Origin of the sequence: Stakelama saccharophila, from assembly GCF_032229225.1 — a bacterium.
GTDB lineage: Bacteria > Pseudomonadota > Alphaproteobacteria > Sphingomonadales > Sphingomonadaceae > Sphingomonas > Sphingomonas saccharophila.
Map to the genome: position 1 here is coordinate 2236286 of NZ_CP135076.1, position 16393 is coordinate 2252678.

Here is a 16393-nt window from a genome sequence, read left to right on the forward strand (position 1 = left end):
ATCGCGACCGTGATGTGCCGCGGCGTCGCTGCGGTCAAGCCGAGGAGCGGCGGGAAAGCGACGGCCGTGCCGCTTTCCCGCGGGCCATCACCAGATCTTCACGCGGTTGTCGGGCGCCAGATACATGCCCGCCCCGGCGCCGACGTCATAGGCGTCGTACCACGGGTCCAGGTTGCGAACGACCCAGACACGCTCGTGCGAGGGCGAATGCGGATCGGTCAGCAGCCGCTGGCGCAGATTCTCCTCGCGATATTTCCGGCGCCAGACCTGCGCCCAGCCGAGATAGAAACGCTGGTCGGCGGTGAACCCGTCGATTACCGGCGGCGCCTTGCCGCCTAGCGAGGCCATATAGGCGTCGTGCGCCACGGTCAGGCCGGCGAGATCGGCGATGTTCTCGCCCAGGGTCAGCTTGCCCCTCACCTTCATGCCGGGCAGCGGCTCATATTGTTCATATTGCTTCACGAGCGCGTCCGTGCGCGCCTCGAACGCCTTCCTGTCCGCCGGCGTCCACCAGCTCACCAGCCGCCCTTCGGCATTGTACTGCGACCCCTGGTCGTCGAAATGGTGGCTCAGTTCGTGCCCGATCACCGCGCCGATACCGCCGTAATTGACCGCCGGATCGGCGTTGGGATCGAAAAAGGGCGGCTGCAGGATCGCGGCGGGGAAGACGATCTCGACCATGCCGGGATTGGCATAGGCGTTGATGGTCATGGGCGTCATGCCCCATTCCCATTTGTAGATCGGCTTGCCCAGCTTGTTGATGTTATAGTCGTTATGCCACTGATTGGCGCGCAGGTTGTTGCCGAACGCGTCGCCCGGCCTGATCACCAGCGACGAATAATCGTGCCAGCGGCTGGGATAGCCGATCTTGGGCGTGAAGGCGGCGAGCTTTTCGTGCGCCTTCTGCTTCGTCTCGGGCGACATCCAGTCGAGCTTGTCGATGCGCCGGCCCATGGCGGCGATGATGTTCCGCACCATGTCGTCGGCCGCCGCCTTGGTTTCGGGCGGGAAATATTTGGCGACATAGATCTTGCTGATGTCGTCCGGCAGCGCGCCTTCGGTGAAGGAAACGGCCCGCTTCCACCGCGCCCGCTGCTCCGGCGTTCCCGACAGCACGGTGCCGTAAAAGGCGAAATTCTCCGTATCGAACGCCTCGGGCAGGACATCGGCATAGGCTTCGAGCGAGCGGACCAGCAACTGATCCTTCAGCACGGACACCGGCGTGCTCGCGATCAGCTTGGCCTCGCCCTCGATGGCGCTCGGCTGCGACACGATCACCGAATTCACGTCGGCGCCGGCCGCCTTCAGATATTGCGCGAAGTCGAAACCGGGGGTTTCGCGCTGCAGTTCGGCGAGGGTCCGCTTGTTGTAGGTCTTGTTGGAATCGCGGCTTTCCGCGCGGGTCCAGTGAACCTTGGCAAAGCCGGTTTCCAGATCCATGATCGCCTGTGCGCGGGCCTGCGCGTTGTCATATCCCGCCAGCGACAGCATCTTGGCGACATGCGCCACATATTTCTGCCGGACCTCGGCGAACTTGGCGTCCTCGTTCAGATAATAATCGCGGTCGGGCAGCCCCAGACCGCCCTGAAAGAAGCGCATCGCATAGACGTCGGGCTGCTTGTCGTCCTGCCCGACATAGCTGCCGAAGGGGATCGACACGCCGTTGCGATCGGCAGCCGCCAGCAGCGCGGGATAATCCGCGCGGCTGTTCAGGGCCTCGATCCGGCCCAGCCACGGCTGGATGGGCGCAAGCCCCTTGGCGTTGATCGCGGCGCGATCGAGATAGGTGGAATAGGCCACGCCGATCTTGTCGTCGCCCTGTTTGGCCGCATCCTCCAGGATACCGCGGGTGCGCTTTTCCGACAGATCGGAAAGCACCGCGAACAGGCCGTAGCTGGCGCGGTCCGCGGGGATTTCCGTTTTCTTCTGCCAGGCGCCATTGGCATAATCATAGAAATCGTTGCCGGGCGCGACGGCCCGGTCCATTCCCGCCTCGTCGAAACCGAACGTGCCGATCTGCGGCGCCGGGGCGTCCTGCGGCTTCACCGTATCGACCGCGGCCTTTTCGAGCGGCGCGGACGCGTCGTCGAGGGCTGCGGACTGGTTCGACGCGGTGGTCGCGCAACCGGCGAGCATCGCAGTGGTGGTCAACAGGACAACGGATAGCAAAGAGCGGTGCATGCAGATCCCCTCGAGACTGTATCAGGTGAGACTATATCTCCCGCTGTACTAACCCCCTGAGACGCCCAGTCAATGTACGCTGCTGCGCAGTCGTCGCCGTGCGCGGCCGAACAGGGCGGGCCGGCCGTAGCTGCGTCAGGATTTCCCGTGGTGGCGCCTGCGCCACTTGCGCGCGATCCACAGACGCCAGCCGATCGTCGCGGCGACATGACCTATGACCGCCCCGATGGCGGCCAGCAGGATGAGCCCGACGATCGTCGCCGGCCCCGCTTCCGCCAGCAACCAGTGCAGCCAGCCCATATGGGCGCCGACCTTTGCCGAGATCGGATGTCCGGGCACGGCAGCGTCGAAGTGCAGCACCCAGCCGCCCAGCCAATAGGCCAGCAGCCAGATCGCCGGCGTCGTGAACGGATTGGTGATGAACGTCGTAAGCGCGGCCGTGGGGATATTCGCCCTGAATGGCAGGGCCAGGAATGCGGAGAGCACGATTTGCGCCACGGGCGCCAGGATGCCCGTCGCCATCCCCAGCGCGACGCCGCGCGGCACCGATCGACGGGTGAACCGCCATAGCGCGGGCGCGAGCACGCGGTGCGCGACGGGGCGCAGCCAGCGGTTCTTCTCGAACTGCTCGCGCCTGGGCAGGTTGCGGCGAATCCAGCCGACACCGCGCAGCCACAGGGCCCGATCAGCCGGTATCTTTGAGGATCCGCTGCTGCTCGCGCTTCCAGTCCCGTTCCTTGATGGTCGCGCGCTTGTCATGCGCCTTCTTGCCCTTTGCCAGCGCCAGTTCGAGCTTCGCCCGCCCTCGCCCGTTGAAATAGATCGAAAGCGGCACCAGCGTCATGCCCTGCCGCGCCACCGCCCCGTGGAGCTTGCGTATCTCCCGGTCGTGCAGGAGCAATTTACGCGGCCGCTTCGGTTCGTGATTGAACCGGTTGCCATGGCTGAATTCGGGAATATTGGAATTGATCAGCCAGACCTGGCCGTCGCGAACCTCGGCATAGCTTTCCGCGATCGACCCTTCGCCGAAGCGCAGGCTCTTCACTTCCGTGCCGGTCAGCACGATTCCCGCCTCGTAAATATCGTCGAGCGCATAATCGAACCGCGCCCGTCGGTTCTCGGCGACGGTCTTCTTCTTATCGAAACTCTGGGTATGCGGTCGTGCCATGACGCCGCCATGTAGTGCGGCCGGCCGATGCGGGGAAGCCCCGCCGGCCTCGCGAGGCGAATTGGCCGGCGCACCCCTGTCGGTCAGACCAGCCCGGCATGCTCCAGCGCCTGATCGACCGCCCAGCGGCTGGGTTCGCCGGCCGGGGTCATCGGCAGGCGAAGCTCGGCCGGAAAACCGGGCCGAACACGGCTCAGGGCATATTTCACCGGTCCGGGGGACGCGTCGCTGAAAAGCGCCCGGTGCAGCGGGAACAGCCGATCCTGGATGGCCAGCGCCTCGCCGTAATCACCTGCCAGACATGCCGCCTGAAACCGGGCACACGGCCCCGGCGCGACATTCGCCGTGACCGAAATGCACCCCCGGCCGCCCGACGCCATGAAGCCCAGCGCCATGTCGTCATTTCCCGACAACTGGCAGAAATCGGCGCCGCATGCCGCCCGTTGTTCGGAAACGCGCTGGACGACGCCGCTTGCATCCTTGACGCCGACGACGTTCGGAAACGCCCCGGCGATGCGCGCCATGGTATCGACATGGATGTCGGTGACGGTTCGCCCCGGCACGTTGTAAAGCACGATCGGAACGTCGCATCCGTTTGCGATCGCCTCGAAATGCCGGAAGATACCTTCCTGATTGGGGCGATTATAATAAGGCGGCACCATCAGCACCGCGTCGGCGCCCGCTTCCTTCGCCGCCCGGGCGTTGGCGAGCGCGACCCGCGTGTCGTTCGATCCCGCGCCGGCGATCACCGGCACCCGGCCGGCGGCCTGGTCGACGCAGATGCGCACCACCCGGAAATGCTCTTCCGCCGGCATCGTCGCGGCCTCGCCCGTGGTTCCACAAGGAACCAGGCCGGACGAGCCCTCGTTAATCTGCCATTCGATGAGGGCGCGATATGCCTTCTCAGCCACCTCGCCGTTTTCAAAGGGCGTGACCAGGGCTGGGATGGAACCTGAAAACATGGGGGACGACGTGCTCCGCAAATATGATAATCTGGGCTGGCAGATTGGGCGGGATTCCGTATTATGTCCAGCATGCTAGTGACCGCGTTGACAAGCTCCGCCCTGCTGGCCGGCATTTCCGGCCCGGCCCTGCAATCCGACCGCCCCCTCGATCTCGTGCCTGCCGGCTATGCCGCCATGGCGCGCCCGGTGACGCAGCCGGCCGCCACGGCGCAGTCCACCGCGCCGGCGCCGCCGATCAGCGACGCCGCGCTCGAACAGGCGATCGCCCAGTGGCAGCGGCTGCAGCAGTCCGACGGCTACCGCTTCAACGAATATGCCGCCTTCCTGCTGGCGCATCCCGGCTGGCCGGGTGAGACCAGCCGCCGTGCCGCGGCCGAGGCGGCGCTCGACATGAACAGCTATTCGCCCGATCTGGCACTGCGTTATTTCGACAAATTCCCGCCCGTCACCGCATCGGGCCGCGCCCGTTACGCCGTGATCCTGCAGCGCGCCGGAAAGGCCGACGCCGCGCGGGAGCAGGCGCGCAAGGCCTGGCATGCCGGTGTAATGCGCAGCGAAGACGAGGCGCTGCTTCTTTCCGCATTCTCCACCGCGCTGCGCCCCGTCGACCATGACGCGCGCATGGACGAGCTTCTGTGGCAGGGCGCATCGAGCGCGGCCGCGCGCGAACTCCCCTTCGTGTCGCCGGCTGCCCGCCCGGTGCTCGCCGCGCGCCTGGCGTTCCGCACCGATTCGGCCCAGGCGGGCGCGCTGGACAGCGCGGTCACCGGCGCCGGCCGGCACGACGCCGGCTTCATCGCCGATCGCGCCGCCTGGCTGCGCAACAACGGTCAGAGCCGCAGCGCGCGGGCCTTCCTGGCCGAGCCGCACCATCTGTCGCGCCGTCCCGGCGATGCCGAGGAATGGTTCGAGGTGCTGCTCGACAATGCCCAGGCGGCCGTTTTTTTTTTCAAGCAGAAGACGGCATACGAGATTGCCCACCAGGTCGACGACGCCTATCATATCGGCACGGACGTCAGCACCCGGCCCCTGGGTGAGCGCGACGACTATACCAGCCTCGTCTGGCTCGCCGGAACGGTGGCGCTGGAAAAGCTCAACCGCCCCGCCGACGCCATGGGCATGTTCGAGCGCTATGCCCGCGCGTCGCAGACGCCGCAGACCCGGTCCAAGGGACTCTACTGGGCCGGGCGCGCCGCGCAGGCCGCCGGCAAGCAGCAGCGCGCGCAGCAATTCCTGGCGGAAGCGGCGGGCTATCCCGACCTCTATTACGGGCAGCTCGCGACCGAACGGCTGGGGCATTCGCTTGCCGCGCCCAGCGGCACCGGCCCCGCCTCCATTCCGGCGGCGGTGCGCCAGGCGTGGTACGACAAACAGATCGTGCGCGCCGCGCAATTGCTGGGCAAGCGCGGGAACTGGAAGGATCAGGGCGCCTTCGTGCGGCAAATCGCCGCGTCGGCGGAAACCGACGCCGATCATGCGCTGGCCTATGAACTCTCCAAGTCGATCAACCGGCCGGACCTGGCGGTGATGGTCGGTCGCAGCGCCCGGCGCGAAGGGCTGAAGGATTTCACCGCGGCCGGTTATCCCACCGTCGGCGTTCCGGGCTCCGAATATGGCAACTGGACGATGATTCACGCCATTGCCCGCCAGGAAAGCCAGTTCGATACCGCCGCGATCAGCTATGCCGGCGCTCGCGGCCTGATGCAGTTGATGCCGGGCACCGCGCGCGAAGCTGCCGGGAAACTCGGCCTTGCCTACAGCTCGGACAATCTGACGACCGATCCGCAATATAACATCCGGCTCGGCTCCTCCTACATTCAGCGGATGCTGAGCTATTATGGCGGCAGCTATCCGCTGGCGGTCGCCGCTTACAATGCCGGGCCGGGCAATGTGAACAAGTGGATCGCCGCCAACGGCGACCCGCGCCTGCCCTCCGTCGACATGGTGAAGTGGATCGAGGAGATCCCGATCTACCAGACCAAGAACTACGTCCAGCGCGTCCTGGAAAACGCGGTGGTCTATGATCTTCTGAACCCCAAACACGCGATATCGGACGGGCCGGCCAACCTTTCCTGGTATCTGGGAAAGAACAAGCCGGGCTGAGCGGTGGAGCGCCCCAACTACATCACGCCACAGGGTTATCACGCCCTGAAGGCGGAATATGATGCGCTGTTCGCGGGCGAGCGGCCCCGGCTGGTGGAAACGATCGCCTGGGCGGCGGGCAATGGCGATCGCTCGGAAAACGGCGATTATATCTATGGCCGCAAGCGCCTTCGCGAGATCGATCGCCGCCTGGGGTGGCTGTCGCGCCGCATGAAGGCGGCCAAGGTGGTCGATCCTTGCCGGCAACCGAATCGCGAACGGGTCTTCTTCGGCGCCACCGTCACCATCGCCGACGAGGACGACCGGGAACGCACGCTCACCATCGTCGGCGACGACGAAGCGGATGCGGGGACGGGCCGGGTAGGCTGGAACGCTCCCCTCGCCCGCGCGCTGCGCGGTGCCGGCGTCGGCGATCTGCGCGTCGTCCGCCTGCCCGGCGGCGACCGGGAATATGAGGTCATGGCGATCACATATCCCGCGGGCTGAAGGAACGCCGGTTCCGCCCGGATCGTTCTCCTGCCGAAAGGCAAGCTATGGAGGACCTGATGGAAAATCGCCGCACCGAAACCGCGCGGGACCATGACGACAAGGACATCATCGACAATGCCGACGAGGCTCCCGACAAGGTCGGCCGCGCCGGCGGCGGTCTGTCGCGCGACGTGGGCACGCAGGACGAAGCCGAGCGGGTCGAGAAGCCCGATACGCACAACCGGGCGACCAAGCAGGACGATATCCGCAACGACGCGGCCTATCCGTCCGATCGCGGGCGGCGGACCTGATCGCTTGCGACGCGCGAGGATGCGTGGTTGAAAGGCGCGCATGACCGATGTTTCACCCAGCGGCAATGTCGCGCTTCTGATCGACGCCGACAACGCATCCCCCGCCTCGATCGACCCGGTGCTGACCGTGCTTGCCGAACTCGGCACGGTCAATATCCGGCGGATTTACGGAAACTGGCGCAAGCCGGCGCTGAAAAGCTGGGCGGACCTGACACTGAAGCACGGTATCGAGCCGTTCCAGCAGTTCGACATCACCAAGGGCAAGAACGCCACCGACATGCGCATGACCATCGATGCGATGGATCTGCTGTTTCGCGGCCGCGTCACCGGGTTCGGCATCCTCTCGTCCGACAGCGATTTCATGCCGCTCGCCATGCGCATCCGGCAGGAGGGGCTGGACGTCTATGGTTTCGGCACCGAACGCACGCCGGAAGGGTTCCGCGAAGCCTGCACGCGATTCATCGAGGTATCCGCCCTCATCAAGGCGCATGAAGCGGAAGCTGCAACCGCTCCGCCCGCTGCCGCGCGCGGCGGCGAGGGCGGCGACGGCGGCGTGGATGACGAACTGCTGCGCCTGCTGATCGATGCGTACAATGCCGCCAAGCGCGACGACCGGGGCTTCGCCAGCCTTTCAGAGGTCGGAAAGCGTGCCGGCAACCGCTCGAGCTTCGATACGCGCAATTTCGGCTATGCCCGCTTGTCCGATCTGTTCGAAGCCGTTCCCAATTTCCAGACCGAACGCCGGGCGGGTGGCGAGCTTTTCGTGAAACGGTTGCGCTGATGGAGGAAGTCGCGCGGCGCCTGATTGTTTCGGGACGCGTTCAGGGCGTATTTTTTCGCGCCTGGACGGTCGAAACGGCCCGCGCGCTCGGTATTCGCGGCTGGGTTCGCAATCGCCGCGACGGCACGGTCGAAATCGTCGCAAATGGCTCACAGGAAAAGATTTCCGAATTGGCGGAGCGGTGCCGAACCGGTCCAGAAAACGCTCGCGTAGACTCCGTCGATATGGAAGAAATAGAACCTTTCGAGGCGCCGGGATTTGCACAGGCACCAACCGCATGATCGGGAACTTGGGTCACAAGGGTTGGCCTAACCGATTCTCTTTGTTAGGTGAGCGCATATGCAAATCGGAACCATTGTAAGCCTCGCTATCTATTTCATCGCGATGCTGGGCATAGGCTTCTATGCCTGGCGCAAATCGACGAGCGACATTGATGGATATGTCCTCGGCGGCCGTTCGCTCGGCCCCGGCGTGACCGCGCTCAGCGCCGGTGCCGCCGACATGTCGGGCTGGCTGATGCTCGGGCTTCCCGGCGCGATGTTCGCCACCGGCCTGTCCGCCGCCTGGATCGGCATCGGTCTGTTCCTCGGTGCGCTGACCAACTGGTTGGTCGTCGCTCCCCGCCTGCGCGACCGCACGGTCGAGGTGGGCGATGCGCTCACCATTCCCGATTATTTCGGCAAGCGCTTCCCGCGCGGCGATGCGCTCCAGGTCGTCTCCTCCGCGGTGATCGTCATTTTCTTCACCCTTTATACCGCGTCGGGCCTCGTCGCGGGCGGCAAGCTGTTCGATACGGCGTTCGGCGAAAGCTATACGCTGGGCCTGCTGCTCACCGGCGGCGTCGTTATCGCCTATACGCTGTTCGGCGGATTTCTGGCAGTCAGCCTGACCGACTTCGTCCAGGGCTGCATCATGTTCGTCGCGATGATCCTGATCCCGATCGTCGCGCTGAGCGGCGCCGGCGGCTGGAACCATGCGGGCGACGTCATCCGCGCGGTCGACCCCAGCCACATGGATTTGTGGGCGGGCATGGGAACGCTGGGCCTTGTCTCCTCGCTCGCCTGGGGCCTGGGATATTTCGGTCAGCCGCACATCATCGTCCGGTTCATGGCGATCCGGTCGCGCGACGAGGTTCCGACCTCGCGCAACATCGGCATGGGATGGATGTTCGTGACGCTGATCGGGTCGCTGTCCACCGGGCTTGCCGGCCTTGCCTATGCGACCGAGAACAACGTCGTCGTCGACGATCCGGAAAAGATCTTCATCATCCTTTCCGACGTGCTGTTCAATCCGTGGATCTCCGGCTTCCTGTTCGCCGCGATCCTGGCCGCGGTGATGTCGACGATCAGCTCGCAGTTGCTGGTGTCGTCCAGCTCGCTGGTCGAGGATTATTACCGGCGCTTCTTCCGCCGCGAGGCGAGCCAGCGCGAACTGGTGTTCGCCGGCCGGTTCTCGGTGCTGCTGGTGGCGGTCGTCGCAATGGTGATCGCCTGGAACCCGGGCGCGTCGGTGCTCAACATCGTCAGCCACGCCTGGGCCGGCTTCGGCGCCGCCTTCGGCCCGCTGGTGATCCTCAGCCTCGTCTGGGAAAAGACGACGCGCAACGGCGCGCTCGCCGGCATGGTGATCGGCGCGCTGACCGTCGGCGTGTGGATCGCGCTCGGCTGGAGCGACTGGCTCTACGAGATCGTGCCGGGCTTCATCCTGGCATGGCTGGCGATCTGGATCATCAGCCTCGCCGAAAGCGGCAAGAACGCCGAAACGGCGCAGCCTATCACCGCGGCCGAATAATCGGCCGGTCGCCAAGGAGGTTCCCATGCGCACTCCGGCTCTGGCCCTCTTGGCGACCGCCATCGCCCTTCCCGCTTCGGCGCAGACGGCGTCGCCATCGGCGGCAAAGGCCGACAATCTGTCGGCGACGGTCAGGACGCTGGCGTCCGACCCCTTCGAGGGGCGCGGTCCGGGCACTCCCGGCGAAGCCCGCACGGTCGACTATCTCGTGAAGCGGCTGAAAGCGCTCGGGCTGCAGCCGGGCGGCGAGGACGGCAAATGGACCCAGGTCGTGCCGATGGTCCACACCCAGGTCGATCCCGCAGGCAAGCTCAAACTGCGCGGTGCCGGGGACGTTGCGCTCAGGCAGGGCGACAATATCAACCTGACGACGGTGAAGGACACCGATCGCGTCACGCTCGAGGACGCGCCGCTGGTCTTCGTCGGCTACGGCACCGACGCGCCGGAAGCGGGCTGGGACGATTACAAGGGCGTCGACCTGCACGGCAAGATCGCCGTCTTCCTGGTCAACGATCCCGATTTCGCGGCGAAAGCCGGCGACGACGCGGCGGGCAGGTTCGGTGATCGCCGCATGACCTATTATGGCCGCTGGACCTACAAGTTCGACCAGGCGGCCGAGCGCGGGGCCGCCGCGGCGCTCATCATCCATGATACGGATGCGGCCGGCTATGGCTGGAGCACGGTGTCCGCCTCCAATGGCGAGAATTACGACATCGTCCGCGGCCCGGACGAGAACGTTCTGCCGCTTCAGGGCTGGGTCCGCGGCGACACGGCGCAGCAGATGTTCGCCGCCGCCGGCCTCGATCTCGCGGCCCTGCGCAAGAAGGCCCGCTCGGCCGATTTTTCGCCGGTGACGCTGACCGGCGTGTCGCTGGACGCCGATCTGCCCGTCACCACGCAGCATATCCGCAGCCGCAACGTGCTGGGCCGGATCGCAGGCACGACCCATCCGGATGAGACCGTGATGTACGGCGCGCATTGGGATGCGTACGGCAAGGGCAAGCCCGATGCGCAGGGTCGCGCCATCCGCCCCGGCGCCAATGACGATGCCCTGGGCGTGGCGGCGGTGCTCGAAACCGCACGCATGTTCAAACAGGCGGCGCGACCGGAACGGTCGGTCGTATTCGCGTTGTGGACGGGCGAGGAGCGTGGGCTGCTCGGCTCGGAATATTATGCCGTCCATCCCGTCTATCCGCTGGAGACGACGGTCGCGGACCTGACCTTCGACATCCTTCAGACGGCCGGCCCGGCCAGGAATCTGGTGCTCATCGGCAAGGGCAATTCCACGCTGGACGACGTGCTCGCCCCCGTTGCCGCCGCGCAGGGCCGCAAGATCGTTCCGGAAACCTTTTCCGAACGCGGGCTGTTCTTCCGCGCCGACCATTTTTCCGTCGCACGGCGCGGCGTGCCGTCCTTGCTGATGATGGCGCTGGGCGGACCACCGGACCTGGAACAGGGCGGCCTGGCCGCCGGCCAGACGTGGCTGGACGCCTATATGGAATGCTATCACCAGACCTGCGATAGCTGGAGCGCCGACTGGAACCTGAAGGGCGCGGCGGAGGATGTGGAAGCGTTCTACAAGGTCGGTCACCGGCTCGCCAATTCGCGCGCGTGGCCCGAATGGCGGCCCGATTTCGCCTTCGCCGAGGTTCGCCGGGAAAGTGCCGACGCACGCCGGCATTGATCGGACGCGCCCGACTGCGCGACACCGGGTGCGGATCGTCACAGGTACGGAACGAAATCGGGGGTCGCCGCTTTCCTCCCTCTAACAGGCAGGGAGGATAGCGATGCGTATTCCACGGACATTGATGCTGTGCGCCGCGCCGGCCGCGCTGGCCGGCTGCACCGCGGGACTGGGCGGCACCACGCCCGTCGTCCCCGGTCAGGCAGCGCCCATTTCCCAGGCGGAGCGTCAGCAGGGCACACAGGCCCGCGACGACATCATCGCCGAATATGGCGGCGTGTACGAGAACGCGCAGGCGCAGGCGATCGCCGAGCGCGTCGGGCAACGTATCGCCGTCCAGTCCGGGCTCTCCGCCGACCCGGACACCTTCACCGTCACCGTGCTCGACAGCCCCGTCAACAACGCCTTCGCCACGCCCGGCGGCTATGTCTACGTCACGCGCGGCCTGATGGCGCTGATGAATGACGAGGCCGAACTCGCCGCCGTGCTCGGCCACGAAGTCGCCCATGTCGCCGCGCGTCACAGCCAGAAACGCCAACAGGCGACGCAGACCAACAGCGTCCTCGGCGCGCTCGGTCAGGTCCTCGCGGGCGCCGTGCTCGGCAATTCCGCCCTGGGCCAGATCGGCAGCCAGATCGCCGGCACCGGCGCGCAGCTCGCGACGCTGGGCTATTCCCGCAGCCAGGAAAGCCAGGCCGACCGTCTGGCCGTCCAGTATCTGAAGAGCGCCGGCTACGACACCGACGCCCTCGCCTCCATGCTGACGAGCCTTGCCGACCAGCAGGCCCTCGATCAGCGGATTTCGGGCGAAACGCGCTCGGTGCCGGAATGGGCGAGCACCCACCCCAATTCAAGCGACCGCATCCGCGCGGCAATCACCGAAGCGCGGCAGGCCGGCGGAACCGAGCTGGCCCGCAACCCGGCCCCGTATCTCGCCGCGATCGACGGTATCCTGTACGGCGACAACCCCGCGCAGGGCGTGATCCGCGGGCGCGACTTCCTGCACCCGAAACTGGGCATCGCCTTCACCGTGCCGCAGGGCTTCACGATGAACAACGGCGCGCAGGCGGTCACGATCACCGGCCCGAACATCCAGGCGCTGTTCGGCACCGGTTCCTATTCGGGCAGCCTCGACACCTATATCGGCAAGGTGCTGCAGGGGCTCGGCACCGGGGCTTCGGTTCCGTCCGGTCAGGTCCGGCGCACGACCGTCAACGGCATTCCCGCCGCTTATACGCAGGTCCGCGCCAATACGCAGCAGGGTCAGGTCGACGTCACCGTCTTCGCCTATGAGACATCACCGAACCGGGCCTATCATTTCGTGGTGCTGACGCCGGCCGGCCAGGGCCTCGGCCAGGCGACGAGCCTGGTCGAATCCTTCCGCAAGCTCTCGCAGCAGGAAGCCGCCGCCATCGATGCCAAACGGGTCGATATCGTCACCGTCGGATCAGGACAGACGGTCTCGTCGCTTGCCGGCCGCATGGCGTTCGACGACTATCAGCAGCAGCGCTTCCTCGTCCTCAACGGCTTTCCCGAGGGCGTGACGCTGAAAAGCGGTCAGAAGGTGAAGATCGTCACCGAGTGACACGAGCGGGGGCGACGACTCCGGCCGCCGCCCCTCCCGCGATCAGCGCGTCAGCTTCTTGTAGGCGAGCCGCGTCGGCCGGTCGGCGGCGTCGCCCATGCGGCGGCGCTTGTCTTCCTCATAGGCCTGGAAGTTGCCCTCGAACCACTCGACATGACTGTCGCCCTCGAAGGCGAGGATGTGCGTCGCCAGCCGGTCGAGGAAGAAACGGTCATGGCTGATGACCACGGCACAGCCGGCGAAATTCTCCACCGCCTCTTCCAGCGCGCCCAGCGTCTCGACATCGAGGTCGTTGGTCGGTTCGTCGAGCAGCAGGACGTTGCCGCCCTCCTTCAGCATCTTGGCGATGTGAACGCGGTTGCGTTCGCCGCCCGATAGCTTGCCGACATTCTTCTGCTGGTCCTGCCCCTTGAAGTTGAACGCGCCGACATAAGCGCGCGTCGACATGTCGTGGCCGTTGACCTTCACGTAATCGAGCCCGTCGGAAATCTCTTCCCAGACATTCTTCTTCGAATCGAGATGATCGCGGCTCTGGTCGACATAGCCGAGGTGCACGGTCGGGCCGATGTCGATCTCGCCGCTATCGGGCTGTTCCTGCCCGGTGATGATGCGGAACAGCGTCGACTTGCCCGCGCCGTTCGGCCCGATCACGCCGACGATGCCGCCCGGCGGCAGACTGAACGACAGGTTCTCGAACAACAGCTTGTCGCCATAGGCTTTGGAGATATTGTTCGCCTCGATCACCTTGTTGCCCAGGCGCTCGGGCACCTGGATGACGATCTGCGCCTTGCCGGGCGCGCGGTTCTGCTGCGCCTCGACGAGCTGGTCGAACTTGGCGATACGCGCCTTCGATTTGGTCTGGCGCCCCCTGGTGCCCTGCCGGATCCAGTCAAGCTCGTCGCGAATCGCCTTCTGGCGACCCGATTCCTCGCGCGATTCCTGTTCGAGCCGCTTGGCCTTCTTTTCCAGATAGGTGGAATAATTGCCCTCGTACGGGAAGTATTTCCCGCGATCGAGTTCGAGGATCCAGTCCACCACATTGTCGAGGAAATAGCGGTCGTGGGTGATCATCAGCACCGCGCCGGCATATTCCTTCAGGTGGTTTTCCAGCCAGTTGACGCTTTCGGCATCCAGATGGTTGGTCGGCTCGTCGAGCAGCAGGATCGACGGCTTCTGGATCAGCAGTCGGGTCAGCGCCACGCGGCGCTTCTCACCGCCCGACAGGTTTTCCACGCCCCAGTCGCCCGGCGGGCAGCGCAGCGCCTCCATGGCGATTTCGAGCTGGTTGTCGAGCGTCCAGCCGTCGACCGCGTCGATCTTTTCCTGAAGGACGCCCATCTCCTCCATCAACGCGTCGAAATCGGTATCGTCCTTGGGATCGCCCATTTCCGCGGAGATGGCATTGAACCGGTCGACCATGTCGGCGACCTCGCGCGCACCGTCGCGGACATTTTCCAGCACCGTCTTTTGGGGGTCGAGCTGCGGCTCCTGCGGCAGATAGCCGACGGTGATGTTCTCCCCCGGCCAGGCCTCGCCCGAATATTCGGTGTCGATGCCGGCCATGATCTTCATCAGGGTCGACTTGCCGACGCCGTTGGGGCCGACGATGCCGATCTTCGCGCCCTGATAGAATTGCAGATTGATGTTGGAGAGCACCGGCTTCTGCGCGCCGGGAAAGCTCTTGGTCATGTCCTTCATCACGAAGGCGTATTGCGCTGACACGGGTGATTGCTCCGTCAGGAAGAAAAGCTGGTTTAAGGAATTCGCGCGCGATGTAGCGATCCACGCGCGCATTGGCAAACCCGCTCCGGACTGTATAGCCTCGCCGCCCATGACAAAGCGCCACCTGCTCGCGGCCGCTGCCGCCGCCCTCGCCCTCCCCGCCGCCGCCGCGCAGGCGCAGGACCGGCTTCCGCCCGCATTGACGGCGACGATCGATCCGAAGGTCGCGCAGTTGCGCGATGCGGCACTCGACGACACGCTCGCTTATGACATCACCAGGGGGCTGACGACGGAAATCGGTCCCCGCCTCGCCGGCACGGCGGCGGAGGCGCGCGCCCGCGAATGGGCGGTGAAGCGGCTGAAGGCCCTCGGCTTCGAGAACGTCCATATCGAGACCTATCGGATGCCGGTCTGGGTCCGCGGTGCGGAAACGGGGGAGGTGGTCGCGCCCTATATGCAGCCGCTCCGCCTCACCGCGCTCGGCAATTCCGGTGCGACGCCGGCCGCCGGCCTGACGGCGCCGGTCGTCTATTTCAGAAGTTTCGCGGATCTCGTCGCCGCGCCGCAAGGCAGCCTGACGGGCAAGATCGCCTTCGTCTCCAACGCGATGCGGCCGACCCAGGACGGCAGCGGATACGGCCAGTACGGCATGGCCCGCTTTGCCGGGCCGAATCTGGCGGCGAAAAAGGGAGCGGCCGCCATCGTCATCCGCTCGATCGGCACGGATCACAGCCGTGCGCCGCATGCCGGCGTCACCAACTTCGACGAGGGCGTGGAACCCATCCCCGCGGCCGCATTGTCGGTGGCGGATGCGGAAAATCTGGCTCGCATGGTCGAAAGCGCGGACGATCCGGTCATGCTACACCTGACGCTCACACCGCGGCGCACCGGCATGCACGAATCGGGAAATGTCATCGCCGAAGTGCCGGGCACCGACCCTGACGCGGGGATCGTCCTGATCGGCGGCCATCTCGATAGCTGGGACCTGGGTACGGGCGCGATCGACGATGCCTCCGGCCTGGCGATCACCACCGCGGCGGCAAAGCGCATCCTCGACGCCGGCGGCGCGCGGCGCACGATCCGCGTCGTGTGGTTCGGCGCGGAGGAGGTCGGCGGCTTCGGCGGGGAAGCCTATGCCCGCGCGCATGGCGACGACCGCCATGTCGTCGCGGCCGAATCGGATTTCGGCGCCGACCGGATCTGGCGCGTGCAGACCAACCTGCCCGACGGCGCGAAGGCGGTCGGCGACCGCCTGGCGCGCGCGCTTGCACCGCTCGGCATCGTTCGCGGCGACGGCGTGGCGGGCGACGGCGCCGATATCGGCCCCATTCTGCGGGGCGGTGTCGCCGCGGTCGATCTCAACCAGTCGGGCCTGCGCTATTTCGATTGGCACCACACGCCCGAGGACGTGCTGGACCGCGTCGATCCCGAACAGTTGCAACAGAACGTCGCTGCCTGGACCGCCATGCTGGCCGTCATCGCCAATGCACCGGAACCGATCGGCGGCGTATCGCGGGATAAATAGGGTAAACATGGACGTTGCGAGCTTGCCCCAAGATGAATTTCCATTGACGACATGGCTGCGCACGCTATTGGAGGCCCTTCGCGACGGCGTTCGGGCCGGATGCGAAATG

Annotated in this window: 14 protein-coding genes; 9 read left to right on the forward strand and 5 right to left on the reverse strand. The window is 65.9% G+C overall.

Going from position 1 to position 16393, the window contains the following annotated elements; all coding sequences use genetic code 11:
* Positions 1–87 precede the first annotated feature (87 nt).
* The 4 genes from RPR59_RS10455 to dapA all read right to left on the reverse strand — a co-directional run bounded on the left by RPR59_RS10455 (position 88) and on the right by dapA (position 4311).
* Positions 88–2181, reverse strand: coding sequence for a M13-type metalloendopeptidase (locus RPR59_RS10455; protein WP_313913763.1), 2094 nt, complete (start codon positions 2179–2181; stop codon positions 88–90).
* Positions 2182–2316: 135 nt separating this feature from the next.
* Positions 2317–2940: a DUF2062 domain-containing protein gene (locus RPR59_RS10460; protein ID WP_313913765.1), complete on the reverse strand. Its 624-nt coding sequence runs from the start codon at positions 2938–2940 to the stop codon at positions 2317–2319.
* Positions 2867–3349, reverse strand: a complete 483-nt coding sequence (gene smpB, locus RPR59_RS10465; protein ID WP_313913766.1) for an SsrA-binding protein SmpB — start codon at positions 3347–3349, stop codon at positions 2867–2869. The genes RPR59_RS10460 and smpB overlap by 74 nt, the downstream gene beginning before the upstream one ends.
* Before the next feature lie 83 nt (positions 3350–3432).
* Complete coding sequence (gene dapA / locus RPR59_RS10470) at positions 3433–4311, reverse strand: 4-hydroxy-tetrahydrodipicolinate synthase (RefSeq protein WP_313913769.1); 879 nt, start codon at positions 4309–4311, stop codon at positions 3433–3435.
* Between the two features lie 72 nt (positions 4312–4383).
* On the opposite strand from dapA, the gene RPR59_RS10475 reads away from it, so the two are divergent.
* The 8 genes from RPR59_RS10475 to RPR59_RS10510 all read left to right on the forward strand — a co-directional run bounded on the left by RPR59_RS10475 (position 4384) and on the right by RPR59_RS10510 (position 13037).
* On the forward strand, positions 4384–6417 hold the full coding sequence (locus tag RPR59_RS10475) for a lytic transglycosylase domain-containing protein (protein ID WP_432280313.1): 2034 nt from the start codon (positions 4384–4386) through the stop codon (positions 6415–6417).
* Positions 6418–6420: 3 nt separating this feature from the next.
* Positions 6421–6903, forward strand: coding sequence for a transcription elongation factor GreB (gene greB / locus RPR59_RS10480; RefSeq protein WP_313913773.1), 483 nt, complete (start codon positions 6421–6423; stop codon positions 6901–6903).
* A 59-nt stretch (positions 6904–6962) separates the two neighbouring features.
* Entirely contained in the window at positions 6963–7196 is a 234-nt protein-coding gene (locus tag RPR59_RS10485) for a hypothetical protein (protein ID WP_313913775.1), read from the forward strand.
* Positions 7197–7236: 40 nt separating this feature from the next.
* Positions 7237–7977, forward strand: a complete 741-nt coding sequence (locus RPR59_RS10490; protein WP_313913777.1) for an NYN domain-containing protein — start codon at positions 7237–7239, stop codon at positions 7975–7977.
* A complete protein-coding gene (locus RPR59_RS10495) occupies positions 7977–8258 on the forward strand; it encodes an acylphosphatase (protein ID WP_313913779.1) in 282 nt (93 codons plus the stop codon). Before RPR59_RS10490 ends, RPR59_RS10495 begins: the two co-directional genes overlap by 1 nt.
* Positions 8259–8316: 58 nt before the next feature.
* Positions 8317–9768, forward strand: a complete 1452-nt coding sequence (putP, locus tag RPR59_RS10500; RefSeq protein WP_313913781.1) for a sodium/proline symporter PutP — start codon at positions 8317–8319, stop codon at positions 9766–9768.
* A 25-nt stretch (positions 9769–9793) separates the two neighbouring features.
* On the forward strand, positions 9794–11452 hold the full coding sequence (locus tag RPR59_RS10505) for a M20/M25/M40 family metallo-hydrolase (protein WP_313913784.1): 1659 nt from the start codon (positions 9794–9796) through the stop codon (positions 11450–11452).
* Positions 11453–11555: 103 nt separating this feature from the next.
* The gene (locus RPR59_RS10510) at positions 11556–13037 is read left to right on the forward strand and encodes a M48 family metalloprotease (RefSeq protein WP_313913786.1); all 1482 of its coding nucleotides are present in this window, start codon (positions 11556–11558) and stop codon (positions 13035–13037) included.
* A 42-nt stretch (positions 13038–13079) separates the two neighbouring features.
* On the opposite strand, the gene ettA is transcribed toward RPR59_RS10510, so the two are convergent.
* On the reverse strand, positions 13080–14759 hold the full coding sequence (gene ettA / locus RPR59_RS10515) for an energy-dependent translational throttle protein EttA (RefSeq protein WP_313913788.1): 1680 nt from the start codon (positions 14757–14759) through the stop codon (positions 13080–13082).
* 109 nt (positions 14760–14868) lie between these two features.
* Here ettA and RPR59_RS10520 point away from each other — a divergent pair, with 109 nt between their 5' ends.
* Positions 14869–16284, forward strand: coding sequence for a M28 family peptidase (locus RPR59_RS10520; RefSeq protein WP_313913790.1), 1416 nt, complete (start codon positions 14869–14871; stop codon positions 16282–16284).
* Positions 16285–16393 lie beyond the last annotated feature (109 nt).